Source organism: Nitratireductor sp. ATLC21, assembly GCF_057196525.1.
On the sequence record NZ_JBXUOU010000003.1, the window covers coordinates 654,892 to 671,471 of the forward strand.

The following is a 16,580-nucleotide window of genomic DNA, read 5'->3' on the forward strand; positions in this document are numbered from 1 at the left end:
CAAAAGCGTTGGTGAAATCGCCGCGCTGCGCGCCCTCCAGACCATCTGCCACAGACGATCTCACAAAGCGCGCTCATTTCCGAAAGAAGATGAATGACCGAGTTCGAAGGCATTGTGCCAGCGCTTGGCCGGGCGTTGGACAAGCGCGGCTATACCGAATTGACCCAGGTTCAGAAGGCTGTTCTGGAACTGGAACCTGAAGGCGCCGATGCGCTTGTTTCCGCCCAGACCGGCTCCGGCAAGACCGTGGCCTTCGGCATCGCGCTGGCGCCAAGCCTGCTTGATGGCGCGGAAAGCTTTGATCGTGCCGCAGCTCCGCTCGGCCTCGCCGTTGCGCCCACGCGCGAACTGGCGCTTCAGGTCAAGCGCGAGCTGGAATGGCTTTACGCAGAAACCGGCGCCGTGATCGCCTCTTGTGTCGGCGGCATGGACATCCGCACCGAGCGTCGCGCGCTGGAGCGCGGTGCCCATATCGTCGTCGGCACGCCCGGCCGCCTGTGCGACCACATTCGCCGCAACGCGCTCGACATGTCGGATTTGCGCGCCGTCGTGCTGGACGAGGCGGACGAAATGCTCGATCTCGGCTTCCGCGAGGATCTGGAGTTCATTCTGGATGCCGCGCCCGCCGAGCGCCGCACGCTCATGTTTTCGGCAACCGTCTCGCGCACCATCGCCAATCTGGCGAAGAATTATCAGCGCGATGCAGTCCGCATCACCACCGCTGCCGAGCAGAAGCAGCATGGCGACATCGAGTATCGCGGGTTTCTCGCCATTCCGCAGGAGCGCGAAAACGCCATCATCAACGTGCTGCGCTATCATGAGGCGCGCAATGCGCTGGTGTTCTGCAACACGCGCGCCACCGTCAACCATCTGACCGCGCGGTTCAACAATCGCGGCTTCTCGGTCGTGGCGCTATCGGGCGAGCTCAGCCAGAGCGAGCGCACCCATGCGCTGCAGGCCATGCGCGACGGGCGCGCCCGTGTCTGTGTCGCGACGGATGTTGCTGCCCGCGGCATCGACCTGCCCAATCTCGAGCTCGTGGTTCATGCGGATCTGCCAACCAATTCCGAAACGCTGCTGCACCGCTCTGGCCGCACCGGGCGGGCAGGGCGCAAGGGTGTCAGCGCGCTCATCGTCGCGCCCAATGGCCGCCGCCGGGCCGAGCGCCTTCTGCGCGATGCCAAGGTGCGGCTTGAGTGGACCAGCCCGCCGTCCGCCGACGAGGTTCTTCAGCGCGATGACGAACGCCTGATGGCCGACCCGCATCTCGAAGATCCCATTCAGGAAAACGAGGCAGACTTCGTCAAAGCGCTTCTTGAGAAGCACGGGGCCGAACAGATCGCGGCGGCTTTTGTGCGGCTTCACCGCGCAAAACTCTCCGCGCCGGAGGATGTCACGGAAGTGACCATCCAGGATGGTGGCGGCATGCGCGAGGAACGCGCGCCGCGCCGTGAGGAATTCGACGAGAGTGTCTGGTTCTCCCTGTCGGTTGGCCGCAAGCAGAATGCCGAGCCGCGCTGGCTCATCCCGCTTCTGTGCCGTGCCGGCGATATCACCAAGCGCGAGATCGGCGCTATCAAGATGCAGCAGGACGAGACCTTCGTTCAGCTCGATGCCGCCTGTGTTGGCCGTTTCCTCGCGGCCATCGGCCCGCAGGCCGTTCTGGAGCGCAGCATCCGGGTGGTCCAGCTGGAGGGCATCCCCGAATTCGCGTCGCGCAACAGCGGGCCAAAACCCTTCGCCGGCAAGCGCAGGCCGGCCGGCAAGCCGCACCGCAAGGGCGGCGACTGGCGCGACGATGCCAAGCCCTGGGCGAAGAAAGATGGCAAACCCGGCAAGCCGAAATTCGCCAAGCCCGCTGGCGGCAAGAAGAAGGCGCGCAAAAAGCCGGACTGACATGAGCGTCTTCAGGAGACGAACAATGTTGCGCCGCAGCATCATCCGGGTTAAACACCGCGCATCCGCTTAGGACCCGGTGAAACTCCGGGTGGCTCTGCCGGCCGCTGATCCGCCGGCGCAACCTCGATCGTTTCTGTCTTTCCCGGCCGCAGAAGCCTGTCGGCGGTTGGGAGGTCATGTCTCCTGAAGGTTCCATGTTCTCGCTTTCCCATTACCGTGACGAATGGTTCGGCAATATTCGCGCCGATCTCCTTTCCGGCCTCGTGGTCGCGCTTGCGCTCATCCCCGAAGCCATCGCCTTTTCCATCATTGCCGGTGTCGACCCCAAGGTCGGGCTCTACGCCTCCTTCTCCATCGCCGTCATCACCGCCATTGCCGGTGGCCGGCCAGGCATGATTTCGGCGGCGACAGCCGCCACCGCCGTGCTCATGGTCACGCTGGTCAAGGAGCAGGGGCTGCAATATCTGCTCGCCGCCACGGTGCTGGCCGGCCTGTTGCAGATCGGGGCTGGGCTTCTGAGACTTGGCCATCTGATGCGCTTCGTCTCGCGCTCGGTCATGACCGGCTTTGTCAATGCTCTGGCGATCCTGATTTTCATGGCGCAGCTGCCAGAGCTGATCGGCGTGCCGAACCTCACCTATGTGATGGTCGCCGCCGGCCTTGCCATCATTTATCTGTTCCCGCGCCTCACCAAGGCCATCCCGTCGCCGCTCATCTGCATCATCGTGCTCACCACGGTGTCCATCGCCTTTGGCCTCGATGTGCGCACGGTGGGCGACATGGGCGAACTGCCATCCACCTTCCCGGTCTTTCTCCTTCCCGACATTCCGCTCAATCTTGAAACGCTGCAGATCATCCTGCCCTATTCGGCGGCAGTGGCGGCGGTCGGCCTTCTGGAATCGCTCATGACGGCCTCGCTGGTGGATGAGCTCACCGACACGCAGAGCGACAAGAACCAGGAATGCATCGGCCAGGGCCTTGCCAACACAGCCACCGGCTTTATCGGCGGGATGGCCGGCTGCGCCATGATCGGCCAGTCGATGATCAATGTGAAATCCGGCGGGCGCGGGCGTCTTTCCTGTTTCGCAGCCGGTGTTTTCCTGTTGTTCATGATCGTTATTCTGGGCGACTGGGTGCGCCAGATCCCGATGCCCGCACTTGTCGCGATCATGATCATGGTCTCCATCGGCACCTTCTCATGGTCGTCGATCAAGAACCTGCGCGAGCATCCGCTGTCTTCCTCCGTGGTCATGCTGGCCACGGTCGTCTGTGTGGTGGCCACCCACAATCTCGCCATCGGCGTGCTGGTCGGCGTGCTTCTCTCCGGCATCTTTTTCGCCGGCAAGATCGCGCAGATCTTCCGCGTCACCTCCACCCTGTCGGAAGACGGGCGCGAGCGCACCTATCGCGTCGAAGGTCAGCTTTTCTTCGCCTCGGTTGAAGACTTCAACGCCGCCTTCGACTTCAAGGAAGGGCTGGACAAGGTCACCATCGATGTTTCGCGCGCGCATATCTGGGACATTTCCAGTGTTGGCGCATTGGACATGATCGTGCTCAAATTCCGCCGTGACGGTGCCGAGGTGGAGATCATTGGCATGAACGAGGCCAGCGAAACCATCGTCGACAAGCTTGGCATTCACGACAAGCCGGGCGCGCTCGAAAAGCTGATGGGCCACTAGATCGCCGTGCGTCCTTTCGGACGCATAAAGGACGATCTAGATTTTTAATTGAGCATCGGTATTCCCGAAAACCGGATTCCACTTTTCGGCTCGATGCTACAGGGGGTAGAGATGTCAAAGATCACCGCATTCATAGACGGTTCCATCTATGCGCAGAGCGTGTGCGAACACGCGGCGTGGATCGCCGGCAGGCTTGAAGCCTCCGTGGAGCTTCTCCACGTCCTTGGTCGCCGTGAGACGGGCAGCGCCCCGTCCGATCTCTCCGGCAACATCGCCCTTGGCGCGCGGTCATCGCTTCTGAAGGAGCTGTCCGAGCTTGACGAACAGCGCGCGCGCCTTGCCATGAAGCGTGGCCGTGCCATCCTCGAAGATGGCGAGGCTGCCGTGCGTGCCGCCGGTATCGAAAAGGTCTCGGGCCGCATTCGCCATGGCGATGTGGTGGAGACGGTGGCCGAAGTGGAGGAGGATTCCGACCTTCTGGTGATCGGCAAGCGCGGCGAGGCGGCGGATTTTGCAAAACTGCATCTCGGCTCCAATCTGGAGCGCGTGGTGCGGTCGAGCCATCGCCCCGTTTTCGTCGCAAACCGCGCCTTCAAGCCGATCGACAAGGTGCTTGTCGCCTATGATGGTGGCGCAAGCAGCATGAAGGCGGTGGACGCCATGGCACGCTCGCCGCTCTTTGCCGGCCTCTCTGTCAAGCTTCTCACGGTGGGAAGCGACACCAGCGAGGCGCGTAACCGCCTTGCCGATGCAGAAGCCGTGTTGCGCGGCGGTGGCATCGAGGTGGCAAGCGAAGTGCTGCCCGGCCAGCCCGAGACGGTCATCTCCGAGCGCGTCGAGAGCGAGAATTACGGTCTGCTCGTCATGGGCGCCTATGGCCACTCGCGCATCCGCAGCCTGATCATCGGCTCAACCACCGAGACGATGCTGCGCTCGTGCAAAATTCCGGTCATGCTCTTCCGCTAATCTTTCATGCTGGCATGACGGCTCTTTCCAGCGCCGCGCCCGCCATGCCATGAATGGCAGACCCGGATTGCAAGGAAAGAGCGAACCATGGCCGAAACCTTCGTCATCGCCCAGGGCGGCGGTCCCACCGCCGTCATCAATCAGACCGTCGCCGGTGCTGCGCTGGAAGCCATGAAACTCTATCCCGGATGTCAGGTTCTGGGTGCGCTGCATGGCGTGCGCGGTATTCGCGATGGACGTTTCGTCACCCTATCGGATATCTCCGAAACCGAGCTCTTGCGCATCGCTGCCACGCCGAGTGCGGCGCTCGGCTCCACCCGCGACAAGCCGGATGCGGCCTATTGCGAAGAGATCATGAAAGGTCTCAAGGACGTCGGTGCGGATGCCTTCATCAACATTGGCGGCAACGACACCTCCGGCACGCAGGCCATCCTGCGCGATGCTTCCGGCGGTGGCATGACCTTCATGCACGCACCCAAAACCATCGACAATGATCTGATGGAAAACGACCACACACCGGGCTTCATCTCGGCGGGAGAAATGGTGGCCGGAGCCTTCCTGAGCGTCGATCTCGATTTCCGCGCTCTGCCCGGCGTCTATGTCGGCATCGTGATGGGTCGCCATGCGGGCTTTCTCACGGCCGCCGCTGCCGCCTGGGCGCTCGATGAAGAAAGCGGCCCGCACCTCGTCTATGTGCCCGAGCGCGCCTTCGAACGCGCCCGCTTCATCGAGGATGTGAAGGCGACTGTCGCCCGCCATGGGCGCTGCGTCGTGGCCATGTCGGAGGGGGTCTCCGATGCCGATGGGCGCTCGCTCATCGAAACGCTGGTGCCAGCCGAGATGCAGGAGCGTGATGCCCACGGCAATCTCAAACTCTCCGGCAGCGATCTCGGCCAGGCCATCGAGCGCATTCTGGCCGAGGATCTTGCCGGCCAGCGCGCACGCGTCGACACGTTCGGCTATCTGCCGCGCGGCAACATCGCCACGACCAGCGAGACCGACGCGCGCGAGGCTTTCGAAGCCGGTGCTTTCGCTGTCCGTTCAGTGGAAAAGGGCGACGGCTCCGTCGCGCTCCAGTTCGATGGCGAGAAGACGGTGTGCCGTCTGGTCGATCTCGACGCCGTTGCCGGCAAGACGCGCCACATGCCCGGGACCTATCTGAAGCCCGATGAAAACCGTCTGTCAGACGAGGGCCTTGCCTATCTGCACCGCCTCCTGCCGCGCCGCTACGATCCGGCGACGCCCTTCGTGTAAGCCTCGCTTTCGTGGATCGTGTCGCGCTTGCGGTGGTGGGACGTCGAAGGTCTATCGCTTGCGCACGAATTCCGTGCGCAGCACAAGACCCTTGATGCCTTCATGACGGCAGTCGATCTCATCCTTGTTGTCCGTCAGGCGGATCGTTTTGATCACCGTTCCGCGTTTCAGCGTCTGGCCGGCGCCCTTCACTTTCAGGTCCTTGATCAGGGTCACGGAATCGCCGTCCGCCAGCGGATTGCCTTCAGCGTCGACGACCGCGCCGCGCTGCGCCTCAAGCGCTTTCATTTCCGAGGCCGGCATCCATTCGCCGGTTACCTCGTCATACACATAATCGTCATCGCTGTCGGACATATCGCGCCTTTCTGAAGCGGGGTGCCGGGCCTGGGTGCCCAAGCATGTCTCAGACCGGACCCTTACTCCACGCTTGCGATCTTGGCCACTCCCCTGCCTGGCTGGCGACAAAGAACACTCCGGCGGCGCGGCGGATCAGTTCTTCTGCTCCAGATCCTCGATCAAGACCTTCATTTCGTCGATCTCACGCAATTGCGCCTCGATGATGCCATCGGCCAGTTCGCGCACACGCGGGTCGGAGATGTTCGCTCGTCTGCTGGTCAGGATCGCAATGGAATGGTGAGGGATCATGGCCTTCATGTAGTCCACGTCATCCACGGTTGCCTGGCTGCGAACCAGCCAGAGCGAGCCTGCAAAGATGACGGCCGCGCCTGCAACGATGCCAAGATTGACAGCGGAGTTCTGGTACATGCTCCACATGAAGCCCAGCATGATCACCGCCATGGTCGCTCCCATCAACAGCGCCATCCAAGCCCGCGTTTCGCTCCAGAATATATGATCGAGCGCATAGGTGTTGAGATACATCAGACCAAACATGATGACCGTCGACGTTCCGATCATCGCGGCAAAGCGACCATAGGACATGAAACCAGCCTCCGATTGTTAAACCCAATGACGTGTCAACTCATGTCATGGGGTGAGGTTCCGGCTTCGGTCTGGAACACCACGTCCTTTCGATCCGCTGCCGGTCGGCAAGGCCGGGCCTTCACTCACCTTTGAGTGGTCTATCTGCGGATGAAGGTGCCGTCGTCCAGTTGATCGAAATACTCCACGTGCACCTCTTTGGCCTGTTCGCCTTCCATTGAGAACCGAACCGAAGAGATGGAGCCTTCCATGGCGTTCTCGTTCAGCGGGCGAAACACGAACTCATCGCCCGTCCAGTGTTGCAGAGGAAACGTGCTGGGCGTTCCTTCAACTTTCATAAGCAGGCCGCCATTCGCCTTCTCGACAATGAGATTGCCGTAATAATCATTGGCGAACGTGCCGGTATAGTCTTCGAGCTCACGAGCGGGTTTTGCGTCTGCCGGTGCTTTCTGCCCGGCATGTTTGCCGAACGGCTCCAGCATGGGCCCAAAGAGGACCGGATACATGGCCAGCCAGTCGCGCTGGACCGCGCCAAACTGCACGAGGTCCATGAAGCTCATGGAGATGCCTTCAACCAGACCGATCGGCTGTGCGTTGGACAAGACGACAATGCCGATATCAGCGGAAGGGATCATGATGAAGTTGGTTGCCGCACCCAGTGCAAAAGCGCCCGAATGACTGAGCATCACCCGGCCTGCCGGCGAGACGCCCACACCGAACCCATAGCCATAGAAGCCTGCACGTGCGGCGGGTGTGGCGGGGCGACCCGACACGGTTTGCGGGCTCAGTGCCGGCAGGAGTGCCGCTGCATCGACGATCTGTTCGCCCTCATACGCGCCATTGCCGAGCACCATCCGCATCCACTTGGCCATGTCGTTCACGCTGGCGCTGACACCGCCGGCCGGTGATTGCGGATCGGGGTCGCGCTGGAAAAACACTTCCCAGCCATCGCCCCCGCGCATATGATTGTAGGCACGGTTCTCGCGCGCCAGGAAATCGCCCAGCCTCGAGGAGGTGCGCTCCATTCCCAGCGGTTTGTAGATTGCTTCTTCGCTCAGCGTCGCCCAGTCCTTGCCGGCAACACCGGCCACGGCTTCGGCAGCAGCCGTGAGACCAAAATTCGTGTAAGCATATTGCAGTCGAAAAGGGCCGGTTTTTAGGTGCCGGAGCTGTTCGAGAATGACCTTCTGCGGGTAACCAAGATCTTCAAGGTCATCACCGGCATGGTCTGGCAGGCCCGAGCGGTGCGCATAGAGATCGCCGACGGTCAGAAGTGCCGTGCTCTCGGGATTGGAAAGCTTGAACCAGGGCAGGATTTCGGACATGCGCGTGTCCCAGTCCACGAGGCCTTCGCCCACCTGTTTCGCAACCACGGTTGCGCCTACCGGTTTGGAAAGTGATGCGAGCTGGAAGACCGTGTCTGTGTCAACCGCGCCTTCCTCGCCTGCCTTGCGCACGCCATAGCCCTTGGCAAAAAGAACCTCGTCCCTGCGCACCACGGCGACGGCAAGACCTGGAACACCGGTTTCCCGCATGGCGCTTTCGATAATGCCATCCAGCGCTTCGACAGCCTTCTCGATCTGCCCCTCGGGAATGGATATGCCTGCCGTCTGTGCTGGTGGAGGCAGATCGTTGGCCCGGGCGGCTGGCGGCGCTGCGAAAAGGGCCAGCGCGGTTGCGGCTGCGAGAATACGGGGTGCCATCGCGAAGTCTCCAGTGTGAACCGATTGCCCTGACCGTTCTGGAGGCAAGTCTTTAATGAAAGGCGAACATCGCTTCAGCAAAAGAGATGTCGCTCCTTGTCAACGAGTTCGCCAATAAAGGCTGAAGTGACCTGGATGCGTCGCGTTGGTCGCATGGATTCATGGTAGACCGTCCAGTAGCTGCGCCGTATGGGGGCCGCCCAGTCGAGTGCGATCAGATCTCTATGCGCGCGTGCGATGAATGTGTGCAAAATGCCAATGCCGGCACCCGAGCGCACCGCCTCGACCTGCCCCATGGCCGATGAGACGGCGAAGTCGGCTGACCAGTTTTCAGAGATTTCTGCGGCATAGTCGAGCGTGGGGCTGAAGACGAGATCGGGCACATAGCCGACAAGCCGGTGGTGGCGAAGATCGTTTGCGCTCCTGGGCAAATCGTTAGCCTCCGCATAGGCCTTCGAGGCATAGAGCCCCAGCGTGTAGTCCACCAGCTTGGCAGCCACCAGCCGCCCCTCCGTCGGGCGGTCCACCGTCACGGCAATGTCGGCCTCGCGGCGCGACAACGAAAGCGAGCGCGGAACGGGAACGAGCTGGACAGAGAGGCCCGGATGGCGCTCCGTCAGCGCTCCCAGGCGCGAGGCGAGGAATGCAACGCCAAATCCATCCGGAGCGCCGATCCGTACAGTACCGGTCACATCCTCGCTTTCACCTGCGATCTCGGCCCGTGCAGCGATCATGTCGGCTTCCATGCGTTCCGCCGTCGCAAGCAGTTGTTCGCCCGCGGTCGTTAGCTCGGTCCCGGTCGTCAGCCTGTGAAAAAGCTTCGCGCCAATGGCCTCCTCCAGCGCAGCGACCCGGCGCGAGACCGTCGCATGATTGAGTGCCAGTCGCTTCGCTGCTCCAAGAATCTGGCCTGCCCGCGCCACGGCGAGAAACACGCGTACATCGTCCCAGTTCATTCACTGCTCCCGCGTTCGATATTTTTCGCACGCGACATATTATTTCGGCTTTAATTTTCGCACAACGGTTGCTGTTCGCGTCGCGTTGCAAATCCCCGCATGAGTGGTGACAATGACGCCGACTTCATAATCAGGGAGAAGCCTCATGGAGGATTTCGGTCATTTCATTGGCGGCAAGCATGTCGCCGGTACGAGCGGGCGCAGCCAGGACGTCATGCAGCCCATGGATGGAACAGTGCGCTGCAAGGTTGCGCTAGCCAGCGCTGCCGAAGTGCGCGCCGCCGTCGAGAATGCCAAGGCAGCACAGCCCGGCTGGGCAAAGACCAATCCCCAACGCCGCGTGCGCGTGCTCATGAAGTTTCTTGAGCTTGTCCATCGCGACTATGACGAGCTCGCCGAGCTTCTGGCCCGTGAACACGGCAAGACCATTCCCGACGCCAGGGGCGACATTCAACGCGGGCTCGAAGTGGTCGAGGTCTGCATCGGTGCGCCGCACATGATGAAGGGTGAATACACCGAGGGTGCGGGCCCGGGCATCGATGTCTACTCCATGCGCCAGCCGCTCGGCGTTGTTGCCGGGATCACGCCGTTCAACTTCCCGGCCATGATCCCGCTCTGGAAGATTGCGCCGGCGATCGCCTGTGGCAACACCTACGTGTTGAAGCCTTCCGAGCGCGATCCGGGTGTGCCGATGCGCATTGCCGAACTCTTCCTTGAGGCAGGCCTGCCGGAGGGCGTGCTCAACGTCGTCAATGGCGACAAGGAAGCGGTCGATGCGCTTCTCGACGATCCGGATATCAAGGCCGTCGGTTTCGTCGGCTCCACGCCGATTGCGCAGTACATCTACAGCCGCGCCACTGCCAATGGAAAGCGCGCCCAGTGCTTCGGTGGCGCAAAAAACCATCTCATCATCATGCCCGATGCTGATATGGATCAGACGGTCGATGCGCTTATCGGAGCGGGTTATGGTTCGGCCGGCGAGCGCTGCATGGCGGTGTCCGTCGCGGTACCTGTCGGCAAGGAAACAGCCGACAGGCTGGTCGAGAAGCTCATTCCGCGCGTCGAGAGCCTGAAAGTCGGCCCGTCAACCGACGCCTCGGCCGATTTCGGCCCGCTCGTCACCCAGCAGGCGCTGGAGCGGGTGAAGGGCTATGTCGATCTCGGCGTCAAGGAGGGCGCAAAGCTCCTTGTCGATGGCCGCGATTTCAAGATGCAGGGTTATGAGAACGGCTACTATATGGGCGGTTGTCTCTTCGACAATGTCACCAAGGACATGCGCATCTACAAGGAAGAGATTTTCGGTCCCGTCCTCTCGGTCGTGCGCGCCAACACCTATGAAGAGGCGCTGGCGCTTCCCAATGATCACGAATACGGCAATGGCGTTGCCATATTCACGCGGGATGGCGATGCGGCGCGTGACTTCGCGGCCCGTGTCGATGTCGGCATGGTGGGCGTGAATGTCCCCATTCCGGTGCCGATCGCGTATTATACTTTCGGAGGGTGGAAGGCATCTTCCTTCGGCGATCTGAACCAGCATGGGCCGGATGCATTCCGCTTCTATACCAAAACGAAAACAGTCACCTCGCGCTGGCCATCAGGTGTGAAGGATGGCGCTGAATTCGTCATTCCGACAATGAATTAAGCGGGTTTTCACACCCACTTTCACGTTTGGCGAGAAGCCCGCACCGGTGGCCGGTGCGGGCTTTTTGCTTGCTGATACGTATAGAACTGTTTTGTTCTTTTTTGTCTCAAACTTGCAATATTGATGCGTGAAAGCGGCATATTTCGAGAGGATTCGCGAGAAGCACTCACTTTTTTCCCTTCAATGCAATGACATTGCATTGGTCCGGTGCTAGCTTCCCGCGTCAACAAGAGCCGGAAAAACCGGCCTTCGGTTTGGAGCCGGTCGTGGGAAATTTGCCGTTGCAATCGGGCGTCATTCCTCTACGACTATCAAGGGGAAAGAATAAGAAATGCGCCTGAAGGGCGACATTTCAGGGGAGTTGCATATCACATGGAATATTTCGTCCAGCAGCTTATCAACGGGCTGACGCTGGGTTCCATCTATGGGCTGATCGCCATTGGCTACACCATGGTCTATGGCATTATCGGAATGATCAACTTCGCGCATGGCGATGTCTTCATGATCGGCGCGTTCATCGCTCTGGCGATGTTCCTGATCCTGACGACCGTGCTCGGCTTTGCATTTCTGCCCGTGGTGTTGCTCATCGTGCTCATCGTGGCCATGTTCTTCACATCCGCCTGGGGGTGGACCGTTGAGCGGCTCGCATACAGGCCCCTTCGCGGATCCTTCCGTCTGGCTCCGTTGATCACCGCAATTGGCATGTCGATCGTTCTGCAGAACTTCGTGCAGATCACGCAGGGCGCGCGCGTCAAGCCGCTTCCGCCGCAAATCCAGGGAGGCATCACCCTGATGGATGGTGGCGCAACCGGCATCGTCGTGCAGCTTTCCTACATGCAGATCATCATTATCCTGACGACCGTTGCGCTGATGGCGGGCTTTACGCTCCTCATCACCCGCACGCCTCTCGGTCGTGCGCAGCGCGCCTGTGAGCAGGACCGCAAGATGGCGGCACTCCTCGGCATCAATGTCGACCGCACGATATCCCTGACCTTCGTCATGGGTGCGGCGCTCGCCGCCGTGGCCGGCCTGATGTTTGTGCTGCTTTATGGCGTGATCGATTTCTACATCGGCTTTCTTGCTGGCGTTAAGGCGTTCACCGCGGCCGTGCTCGGCGGCATCGGCTCGCTTCCCGGCGCCATGCTGGGCGGTCTCCTGATCGGCCTTATCGAAGTGTTCTGGTCGGGCTATTTCTCGGTCGAATACAAGGATGTTGCGGCATTCTCGATCCTGGCCATCGTGCTGATCTTCCTGCCTTCCGGTCTTCTCGGTCAGCCTGAAGTGGAGAAGGTCTGATGGCGATGAACGCTTCGAACAAGGGGGGCGCTGCTCAGCAGAGCGCCCCCAACTCCTTCGCCGCTTCGGTCAAGGACGCCGCCATTGCCGGCCTCCTGGTTGCTGTACTCGGCTTCTTCTTCATCGGCATTCGCACGGACATCGCGCCCGGCGGTCTTGATCTCAAGATGCGCTGGGGCGCATGGATCATCTCGATCCTTGTCGTCTTTGCGGGCAGGCTCCTGCTCAATCTCTTCGTCCTGAAAACCGACAGCCCGCTCACGCAGAAGATTGCCGGTGCGATGCCGAGTGGCTCGCGCTTTGCCGGAACGGGAAAGTGGCTGATGCGGGCCCTCTTCGCATTTGCGCTCGTGCTGCCCTTCTTCTTCACCACCTTCTTCCCGGGCAAGGATCGTCAGTTCATCGATCTGGCCATTCTGATCATGACCTACATCATGCTCGGCTGGGGGCTGAACATTGTGGTGGGGCTCGCAGGCCTGCTCGATCTGGGTTACGTGGCCTTCTACGCGGTCGGTGCATACTCCTTCGCGCTTTTGGCGCAGTATCTCGATATCGGTTTCTGGTTCGCCCTGCCGCTCGCGGGCATTCTCGCGGCCTGTTGGGGCATTGTGCTTGGTTTCCCGGTTCTGCGCCTGCGCGGCGACTATCTGGCCATCGTCACACTGGCTTTCGGTGAGATCATCCGTGTCGTGCTGCTGAACTGGTATGAGTTCACCAATGGTCCAGATGGCATTTCGGGCATTCCGAAGCCAACATTCTTTGGCCTGGAACTCAAGCGGGGCGAGGGTGGCTTCGCCGATTTCTTCGGCATCGCCTACGATCCGATCCAGCGCTTCATCTTCCTCTACTACATCATCTTCATTCTGGCGCTGATCACCAATTTCGTGACCATGCGCCTGCGGCGTCTGCCCATCGGGCGTGCCTGGGAGGCGCTGCGTGAGGATGAGATTGCCTGCCGCTCGCTCGGCATCAACACGCGCAACACCAAGCTGACGGCCTTCTCCATCGGTGCGATGTTTGGCGGTTTCGCGGGCTCCTTCTTCGCCACGCGGCAGGGTTTCATCTCGCCGGAGAGCTTCACCTTCCTGGAATCGGCGATCATCCTCGCCATCGTGGTTCTGGGCGGTCTCGGCTCGCAGGTGGGCGTGGTGATCGCGTCCATCGTGATGATCGGCGGCATCGAGATGCTGCGCAATCTCGGCTTCCTTCAGCAGGTCTTCGGCTCCGGCTTCGATCCGGTGCAGTACCGCATGCTGATCTTCGGCCTCGCCATGGTGCTCATCATGGTGTGGAAGCCGCGCGGTCTGATCTCGACCCGGGAACCCTCCGTGGTTCTGAAGGAAAAGAAACGCATCGGCGCCGATATGGTGGCTCAGGGTGAGGGACACTGATGGACGCGGCTACGACTATGAAAAACTCTGATCAGTCGACGCCCAACTGGGACCGGGATCCGGTTCTGAGCGTCGAACATCTGACCATGCGGTTCGGCGGCCTCGTGGCCGTCGGAGACCTCTCCTTCAATGTCGGCCGGGGCGACATCACCGCCCTGATCGGCCCCAATGGTGCGGGCAAGACAACCGTTTTCAACTGCGTCACCGGCTTCTACAAACCGACAGAGGGCCGCATCGTGATGCGTCACGGTCCGGGCCGGCAGCAGGAAGACGTGGAAACGCTCACCGATAGCGGCCAGCGCTGGAAGACCACCGGAAACGGTGCCGTCTACCTGCTTGAGCGCATGCCCGATCACGAGATCTCGCACAAGGCCAAGGTGGCGCGCACCTTCCAGAATATTCGCCTGTTCGGCGGCATGACCGTTCTGGAAAATCTGTTGGTCGCCCAGCACAACCCGTTGATGGTGGCCTCCGGTTTCTCTATCGGTGGCATTCTGGGCCTGCCGAGCTACAAGAAGGCGCAGCAGGAGGCCGTCGACAGGGCGGTCTACTGGCTCGAACACACAAACCTCGTGGATCGTGCGGATGATCCGGCGGCCGACCTGCCCTATGGCGCCCAGCGCCGTCTGGAGATCGCTCGCGCCATGTGCACCAAGCCGCAGCTTCTGTGCCTGGACGAGCCGGCGGCGGGCCTCAACCCGCGTGAATCCGCCGAGCTCAACGAGCTGTTGAAGTATATCCGCGACGAGCACAATGTGTCCGTGCTTCTGATCGAGCACGACATGGGCGTGGTGATGGAAATCTCCGACCATGTCATCGTGCTCGACTACGGTGTGAAAATCTCCGACGGTCCGGCCGAGTTCGTCAAAAACGATCCGAAGGTCATTGCCGCCTATCTGGGCGTGGATGACGAAGCCGAGATCGACATGCCGGAAGTGCGCAAGGACCTGGCCAAGGTCTCCGGTGATGAGCCGGCGAAAAAGGCTTCAGCGTCCAAACCCGCTTCGGCTGCGAAGAAGGCAGGCACGGCGGCGAAGAAGTCGGGATCAGCGTCGAAAAAGACAGGCGCAACAAAGACGTCTGCCGCAAAGGCAGCCGGCGCCAAGGCTTCTGCGGCAAGGGCCCCGAAACCACGGACGTCAAAATCGTCTGCCTCGAAGCCAGCTGCTTCAAAGCTTGCCGCGACAACAGCATCTTCGGAAAAAGCTGCCGCTCCGGCGGCGCCGAAAACCGTGGCGGCAAAACCCAAAACCGCTGCGAAACCGAAAACCGCCGCTGCGAGCAAGGCCGCACCCGCCGCCAGCGAGATCAAGATTGCCAATGCCGGCGATTATCCGGGCAGCCAGCCGCACGGCACGAAGAAGCCGCGCGCGGGCGGGGCCAACAACCTCACCCGCGTCAAGGGCATCGGTCCGGCCAATGAGAAAAAGCTGAACGCGCTCGGCGTCTGGCATTTCGACCAGATCGCCGCCTGGAAGAAGGCCGAGGTGCAATGGGTCGGTTCCTATCTCGCCTTCCCCGGCCGTATCGAACGCGAAGAGTGGGTCAAGCAGGCCAAGGTTCTCGCAAAGGGAGGCGAGACCGAGTTCTCCAAGCGCGTCGACAAGGGGCAGGTGGCCACAAGCGTGCCAGGCAAGCGGGGCGCTCAGCCCAAAAAGAAGACCACCGCTAAGGGAGGCAAGGCATGAGCTCTCAGAACGAACCCTTGCTCTCGGTGCGTGGCGTCGAGACCTATTACGGCAACATCGTGGCCCTGCGCGGCGTCGACATGGATGTCCATCGTGGCGAGATCGTCACCATGATCGGCGCCAATGGCGCCGGCAAGTCGACGTTGATGATGACCATCTGCGGCGACCCGCGGGCCCGCAACGGCCAGATCGTCTATGACGGCGTCGACATCACCAACATGCCGACGCATGACATCGTCAGCCTGGGGATCGCGCAATCGCCGGAAGGGCGTCGCATCTTTCCGCGCATGACGGTGATGGAAAACCTGCAGATGGGTGCGGCGCTGGTCGATCCCGAGCATTTCGACGAGGATCTTGCCAAGGTCTTCAAGCTGTTTCCCCGTCTCAAGGAGCGTATCAGCCAGCGCGGCGGCACGCTTTCGGGCGGCGAGCAGCAGATGCTGGCCATAGCGCGGGCACTCATGAGCCGGCCGAAGCTTCTTCTTCTCGACGAACCCTCGCTTGGCCTTGCTCCGCTGATCGTGAAGCAGATTTTCGATGCCATTCGCGAGCTGAACGAAAAGGAGGGGCTGACGGTCTTTCTGGTCGAGCAGAATGCCTTCCATGCCTTGAAGCTCGCCCATCGCGGCTATGTCATGGTCAACGGCAATGTGACCATGAGCGGCACCGGCGCGGAACTTCTCAAGAAGGAAGAAGTGCGGGCTGCATATCTCGAAGGCGGGAGGCACTGATGGAACACGCAAACGGACCGATCTGGGAAGTCACCTTCTGGGAGTTCTTCTTTGTCACGGTGCTTCTGGCAGGCAGTGCGGCCTATCTCACCGGGCGCGCCATGGCGCGCACCTGGCAGGGTGATGCGCATCTCGCCTTCTACATCGTGCTTCTGGCGGCGGCCACGCGCTTCATCCATTTCGCGCTTTTCAGCGGCACACTGCTTTCGCTCCATTACTACATCGTCGATCTGATCGTCCTGCTGATCATTGCCTTCATCGGCAAGCGTATTACGCGCGCCGGGCAAATGGCGACACAGTATAGCTTCCAGTATCGGCGCAGTGGACCGCTCGGTTGGGAGCGTTCAGGCTGAACGGATTCATGATTAACCGGTATGAAGCCTTTATTTCTTTTTTGAATTGAGGTTTCATGCCGATTAAGCGGGCCGGTGCGGCC

14 protein-coding genes and 1 other annotated feature are annotated in these 16,580 nt (G+C 61.0%); of the genes, 10 read left to right on the top strand and 4 right to left on the bottom strand.

The genetic code is table 11. The annotated features are described in order from the left end of the window. The first annotated feature begins 93 nt into the window (after window positions 1-93). From AC2CHD_RS17695 to AC2CHD_RS17710, 4 genes are all read left to right on the top strand, one after another. Window positions 94-1,896: a DEAD/DEAH box helicase gene (locus AC2CHD_RS17695; RefSeq protein WP_484554703.1), complete on the top strand. Its 1,803-nt coding sequence runs from the start codon at window positions 94-96 to the stop codon at window positions 1,894-1,896. A gap of 69 nt (window positions 1,897-1,965) precedes the next feature. Beyond that, window positions 1,966-2,021 (top strand) — a sequence feature (sul1 is cis-regulatory element that is thought to sense ions involved in sulfur or methionine metabolism; They are found in Alphaproteobacteria). Window positions 2,022-2,093: 72 nt separating this feature from the next. Next, window positions 2,094-3,578 (top strand): SulP family inorganic anion transporter, encoded by a 1,485-nt coding sequence (locus AC2CHD_RS17700; RefSeq protein ID WP_484554704.1) that lies wholly within the window; start codon window positions 2,094-2,096, stop codon window positions 3,576-3,578. A 111-nt stretch (window positions 3,579-3,689) separates the two neighbouring features. Beyond that, window positions 3,690-4,544 (top strand): universal stress protein, encoded by an 855-nt coding sequence (locus tag AC2CHD_RS17705; RefSeq protein ID WP_484554705.1) that lies wholly within the window; start codon window positions 3,690-3,692, stop codon window positions 4,542-4,544. Between the two features lie 87 nt (window positions 4,545-4,631). Continuing rightward, complete coding sequence (locus tag AC2CHD_RS17710; RefSeq protein WP_484554706.1) at window positions 4,632-5,798, top strand: diphosphate--fructose-6-phosphate 1-phosphotransferase; 1,167 nt, start codon at window positions 4,632-4,634, stop codon at window positions 5,796-5,798. Window positions 5,799-5,849: 51 nt separating this feature from the next. Here AC2CHD_RS17710 and AC2CHD_RS17715 read toward each other — a convergent pair whose 3' ends face one another. From AC2CHD_RS17715 to AC2CHD_RS17730, 4 genes are all read right to left on the bottom strand, one after another. Then, window positions 5,850-6,152 carry an alkylphosphonate utilization protein gene (locus AC2CHD_RS17715; protein WP_223021810.1) on the bottom strand — a complete coding sequence of 101 codons (303 nt, stop codon included), beginning with the start codon at window positions 6,150-6,152 and terminating at the stop codon, window positions 5,850-5,852. 135 nt (window positions 6,153-6,287) lie between these two features. Then, window positions 6,288-6,737 (bottom strand): DUF305 domain-containing protein, encoded by a 450-nt coding sequence (locus tag AC2CHD_RS17720; RefSeq protein ID WP_484554707.1) that lies wholly within the window; start codon window positions 6,735-6,737, stop codon window positions 6,288-6,290. Between the two features lie 140 nt (window positions 6,738-6,877). Continuing rightward, window positions 6,878-8,440: a serine hydrolase gene (locus tag AC2CHD_RS17725; protein ID WP_484554708.1), complete on the bottom strand. Its 1,563-nt coding sequence runs from the start codon at window positions 8,438-8,440 to the stop codon at window positions 6,878-6,880. A gap of 74 nt (window positions 8,441-8,514) precedes the next feature. Continuing rightward, window positions 8,515-9,396 carry a LysR family transcriptional regulator gene (locus tag AC2CHD_RS17730; RefSeq protein ID WP_484554709.1) on the bottom strand — a complete coding sequence of 294 codons (882 nt, stop codon included), beginning with the start codon at window positions 9,394-9,396 and terminating at the stop codon, window positions 8,515-8,517. A 145-nt stretch (window positions 9,397-9,541) separates the two neighbouring features. Here AC2CHD_RS17730 and AC2CHD_RS17735 point away from each other — a divergent pair, with 145 nt between their 5' ends. From AC2CHD_RS17735 to AC2CHD_RS17760, 6 genes are all read left to right on the top strand, one after another. Beyond that, on the top strand, window positions 9,542-11,038 hold the full coding sequence (locus AC2CHD_RS17735; RefSeq protein ID WP_229449803.1) for a CoA-acylating methylmalonate-semialdehyde dehydrogenase: 1,497 nt from the start codon (window positions 9,542-9,544) through the stop codon (window positions 11,036-11,038). Window positions 11,039-11,410: 372 nt separating this feature from the next. Further along, on the top strand, window positions 11,411-12,334 hold the full coding sequence (locus AC2CHD_RS17740) for an ABC transporter permease subunit (protein WP_229449804.1): 924 nt from the start codon (window positions 11,411-11,413) through the stop codon (window positions 12,332-12,334). Beyond that, window positions 12,334-13,725, top strand: coding sequence for a high-affinity branched-chain amino acid ABC transporter permease LivM (livM, locus tag AC2CHD_RS17745; protein ID WP_484554710.1), 1,392 nt, complete (start codon window positions 12,334-12,336; stop codon window positions 13,723-13,725). Before AC2CHD_RS17740 ends, livM begins: the two co-directional genes overlap by 1 nt. Continuing rightward, window positions 13,725-15,413, top strand: coding sequence for an ATP-binding cassette domain-containing protein (locus tag AC2CHD_RS17750; protein WP_484554711.1), 1,689 nt, complete (start codon window positions 13,725-13,727; stop codon window positions 15,411-15,413). The genes livM and AC2CHD_RS17750 overlap by 1 nt, the downstream gene beginning before the upstream one ends. Beyond that, the gene (locus AC2CHD_RS17755; protein WP_292897771.1) at window positions 15,410-16,144 is read left to right on the top strand and encodes an ABC transporter ATP-binding protein; all 735 of its coding nucleotides are present in this window, start codon (window positions 15,410-15,412) and stop codon (window positions 16,142-16,144) included. The genes AC2CHD_RS17750 and AC2CHD_RS17755 overlap by 4 nt, the downstream gene beginning before the upstream one ends. Next, window positions 16,144-16,497, top strand: a complete 354-nt coding sequence (locus AC2CHD_RS17760; protein ID WP_229449808.1) for a DUF6867 family protein — start codon at window positions 16,144-16,146, stop codon at window positions 16,495-16,497. The genes AC2CHD_RS17755 and AC2CHD_RS17760 overlap by 1 nt, the downstream gene beginning before the upstream one ends. Window positions 16,498-16,580 lie beyond the last annotated feature (83 nt).

What these genes read in the sequence shown, in the direction of transcription:
- AC2CHD_RS17735 (WP_229449803.1), top strand. Translation starts at nt 9,542, where the DNA reads ATGGAGGATTTCGGTCATTTCATTGGCGGCAAGCATGTCGCCGGTACG.
- livM (WP_484554710.1), top strand. Translation starts at nt 12,334, where the DNA reads ATGGCGATGAACGCTTCGAACAAGGGGGGCGCTGCTCAGCAGAGCGCC.
- AC2CHD_RS17730 (WP_484554709.1), bottom strand. Translation starts at nt 9,396, where the DNA reads ATGAACTGGGACGATGTACGCGTGTTTCTCGCCGTGGCGCGGGCAGGC.
- AC2CHD_RS17715 (WP_223021810.1), bottom strand. Translation starts at nt 6,152, where the DNA reads ATGTCCGACAGCGATGACGATTATGTGTATGACGAGGTAACCGGCGAA.
- AC2CHD_RS17755 (WP_292897771.1), top strand. Translation starts at nt 15,410, where the DNA reads ATGAGCTCTCAGAACGAACCCTTGCTCTCGGTGCGTGGCGTCGAGACC.
- AC2CHD_RS17705 (WP_484554705.1), top strand. Translation starts at nt 3,690, where the DNA reads ATGTCAAAGATCACCGCATTCATAGACGGTTCCATCTATGCGCAGAGC.
- AC2CHD_RS17725 (WP_484554708.1), bottom strand. Translation starts at nt 8,440, where the DNA reads ATGGCACCCCGTATTCTCGCAGCCGCAACCGCGCTGGCCCTTTTCGCA.
- AC2CHD_RS17740 (WP_229449804.1), top strand. Translation starts at nt 11,411, where the DNA reads ATGGAATATTTCGTCCAGCAGCTTATCAACGGGCTGACGCTGGGTTCC.
- AC2CHD_RS17695 (WP_484554703.1), top strand. Translation starts at nt 94, where the DNA reads ATGACCGAGTTCGAAGGCATTGTGCCAGCGCTTGGCCGGGCGTTGGAC.
- AC2CHD_RS17720 (WP_484554707.1), bottom strand. Translation starts at nt 6,737, where the DNA reads ATGTCCTATGGTCGCTTTGCCGCGATGATCGGAACGTCGACGGTCATC.
- AC2CHD_RS17750 (WP_484554711.1), top strand. Translation starts at nt 13,725, where the DNA reads ATGGACGCGGCTACGACTATGAAAAACTCTGATCAGTCGACGCCCAAC.
- AC2CHD_RS17700 (WP_484554704.1), top strand. Translation starts at nt 2,094, where the DNA reads ATGTTCTCGCTTTCCCATTACCGTGACGAATGGTTCGGCAATATTCGC.
- AC2CHD_RS17760 (WP_229449808.1), top strand. Translation starts at nt 16,144, where the DNA reads ATGGAACACGCAAACGGACCGATCTGGGAAGTCACCTTCTGGGAGTTC.
- AC2CHD_RS17710 (WP_484554706.1), top strand. Translation starts at nt 4,632, where the DNA reads ATGGCCGAAACCTTCGTCATCGCCCAGGGCGGCGGTCCCACCGCCGTC.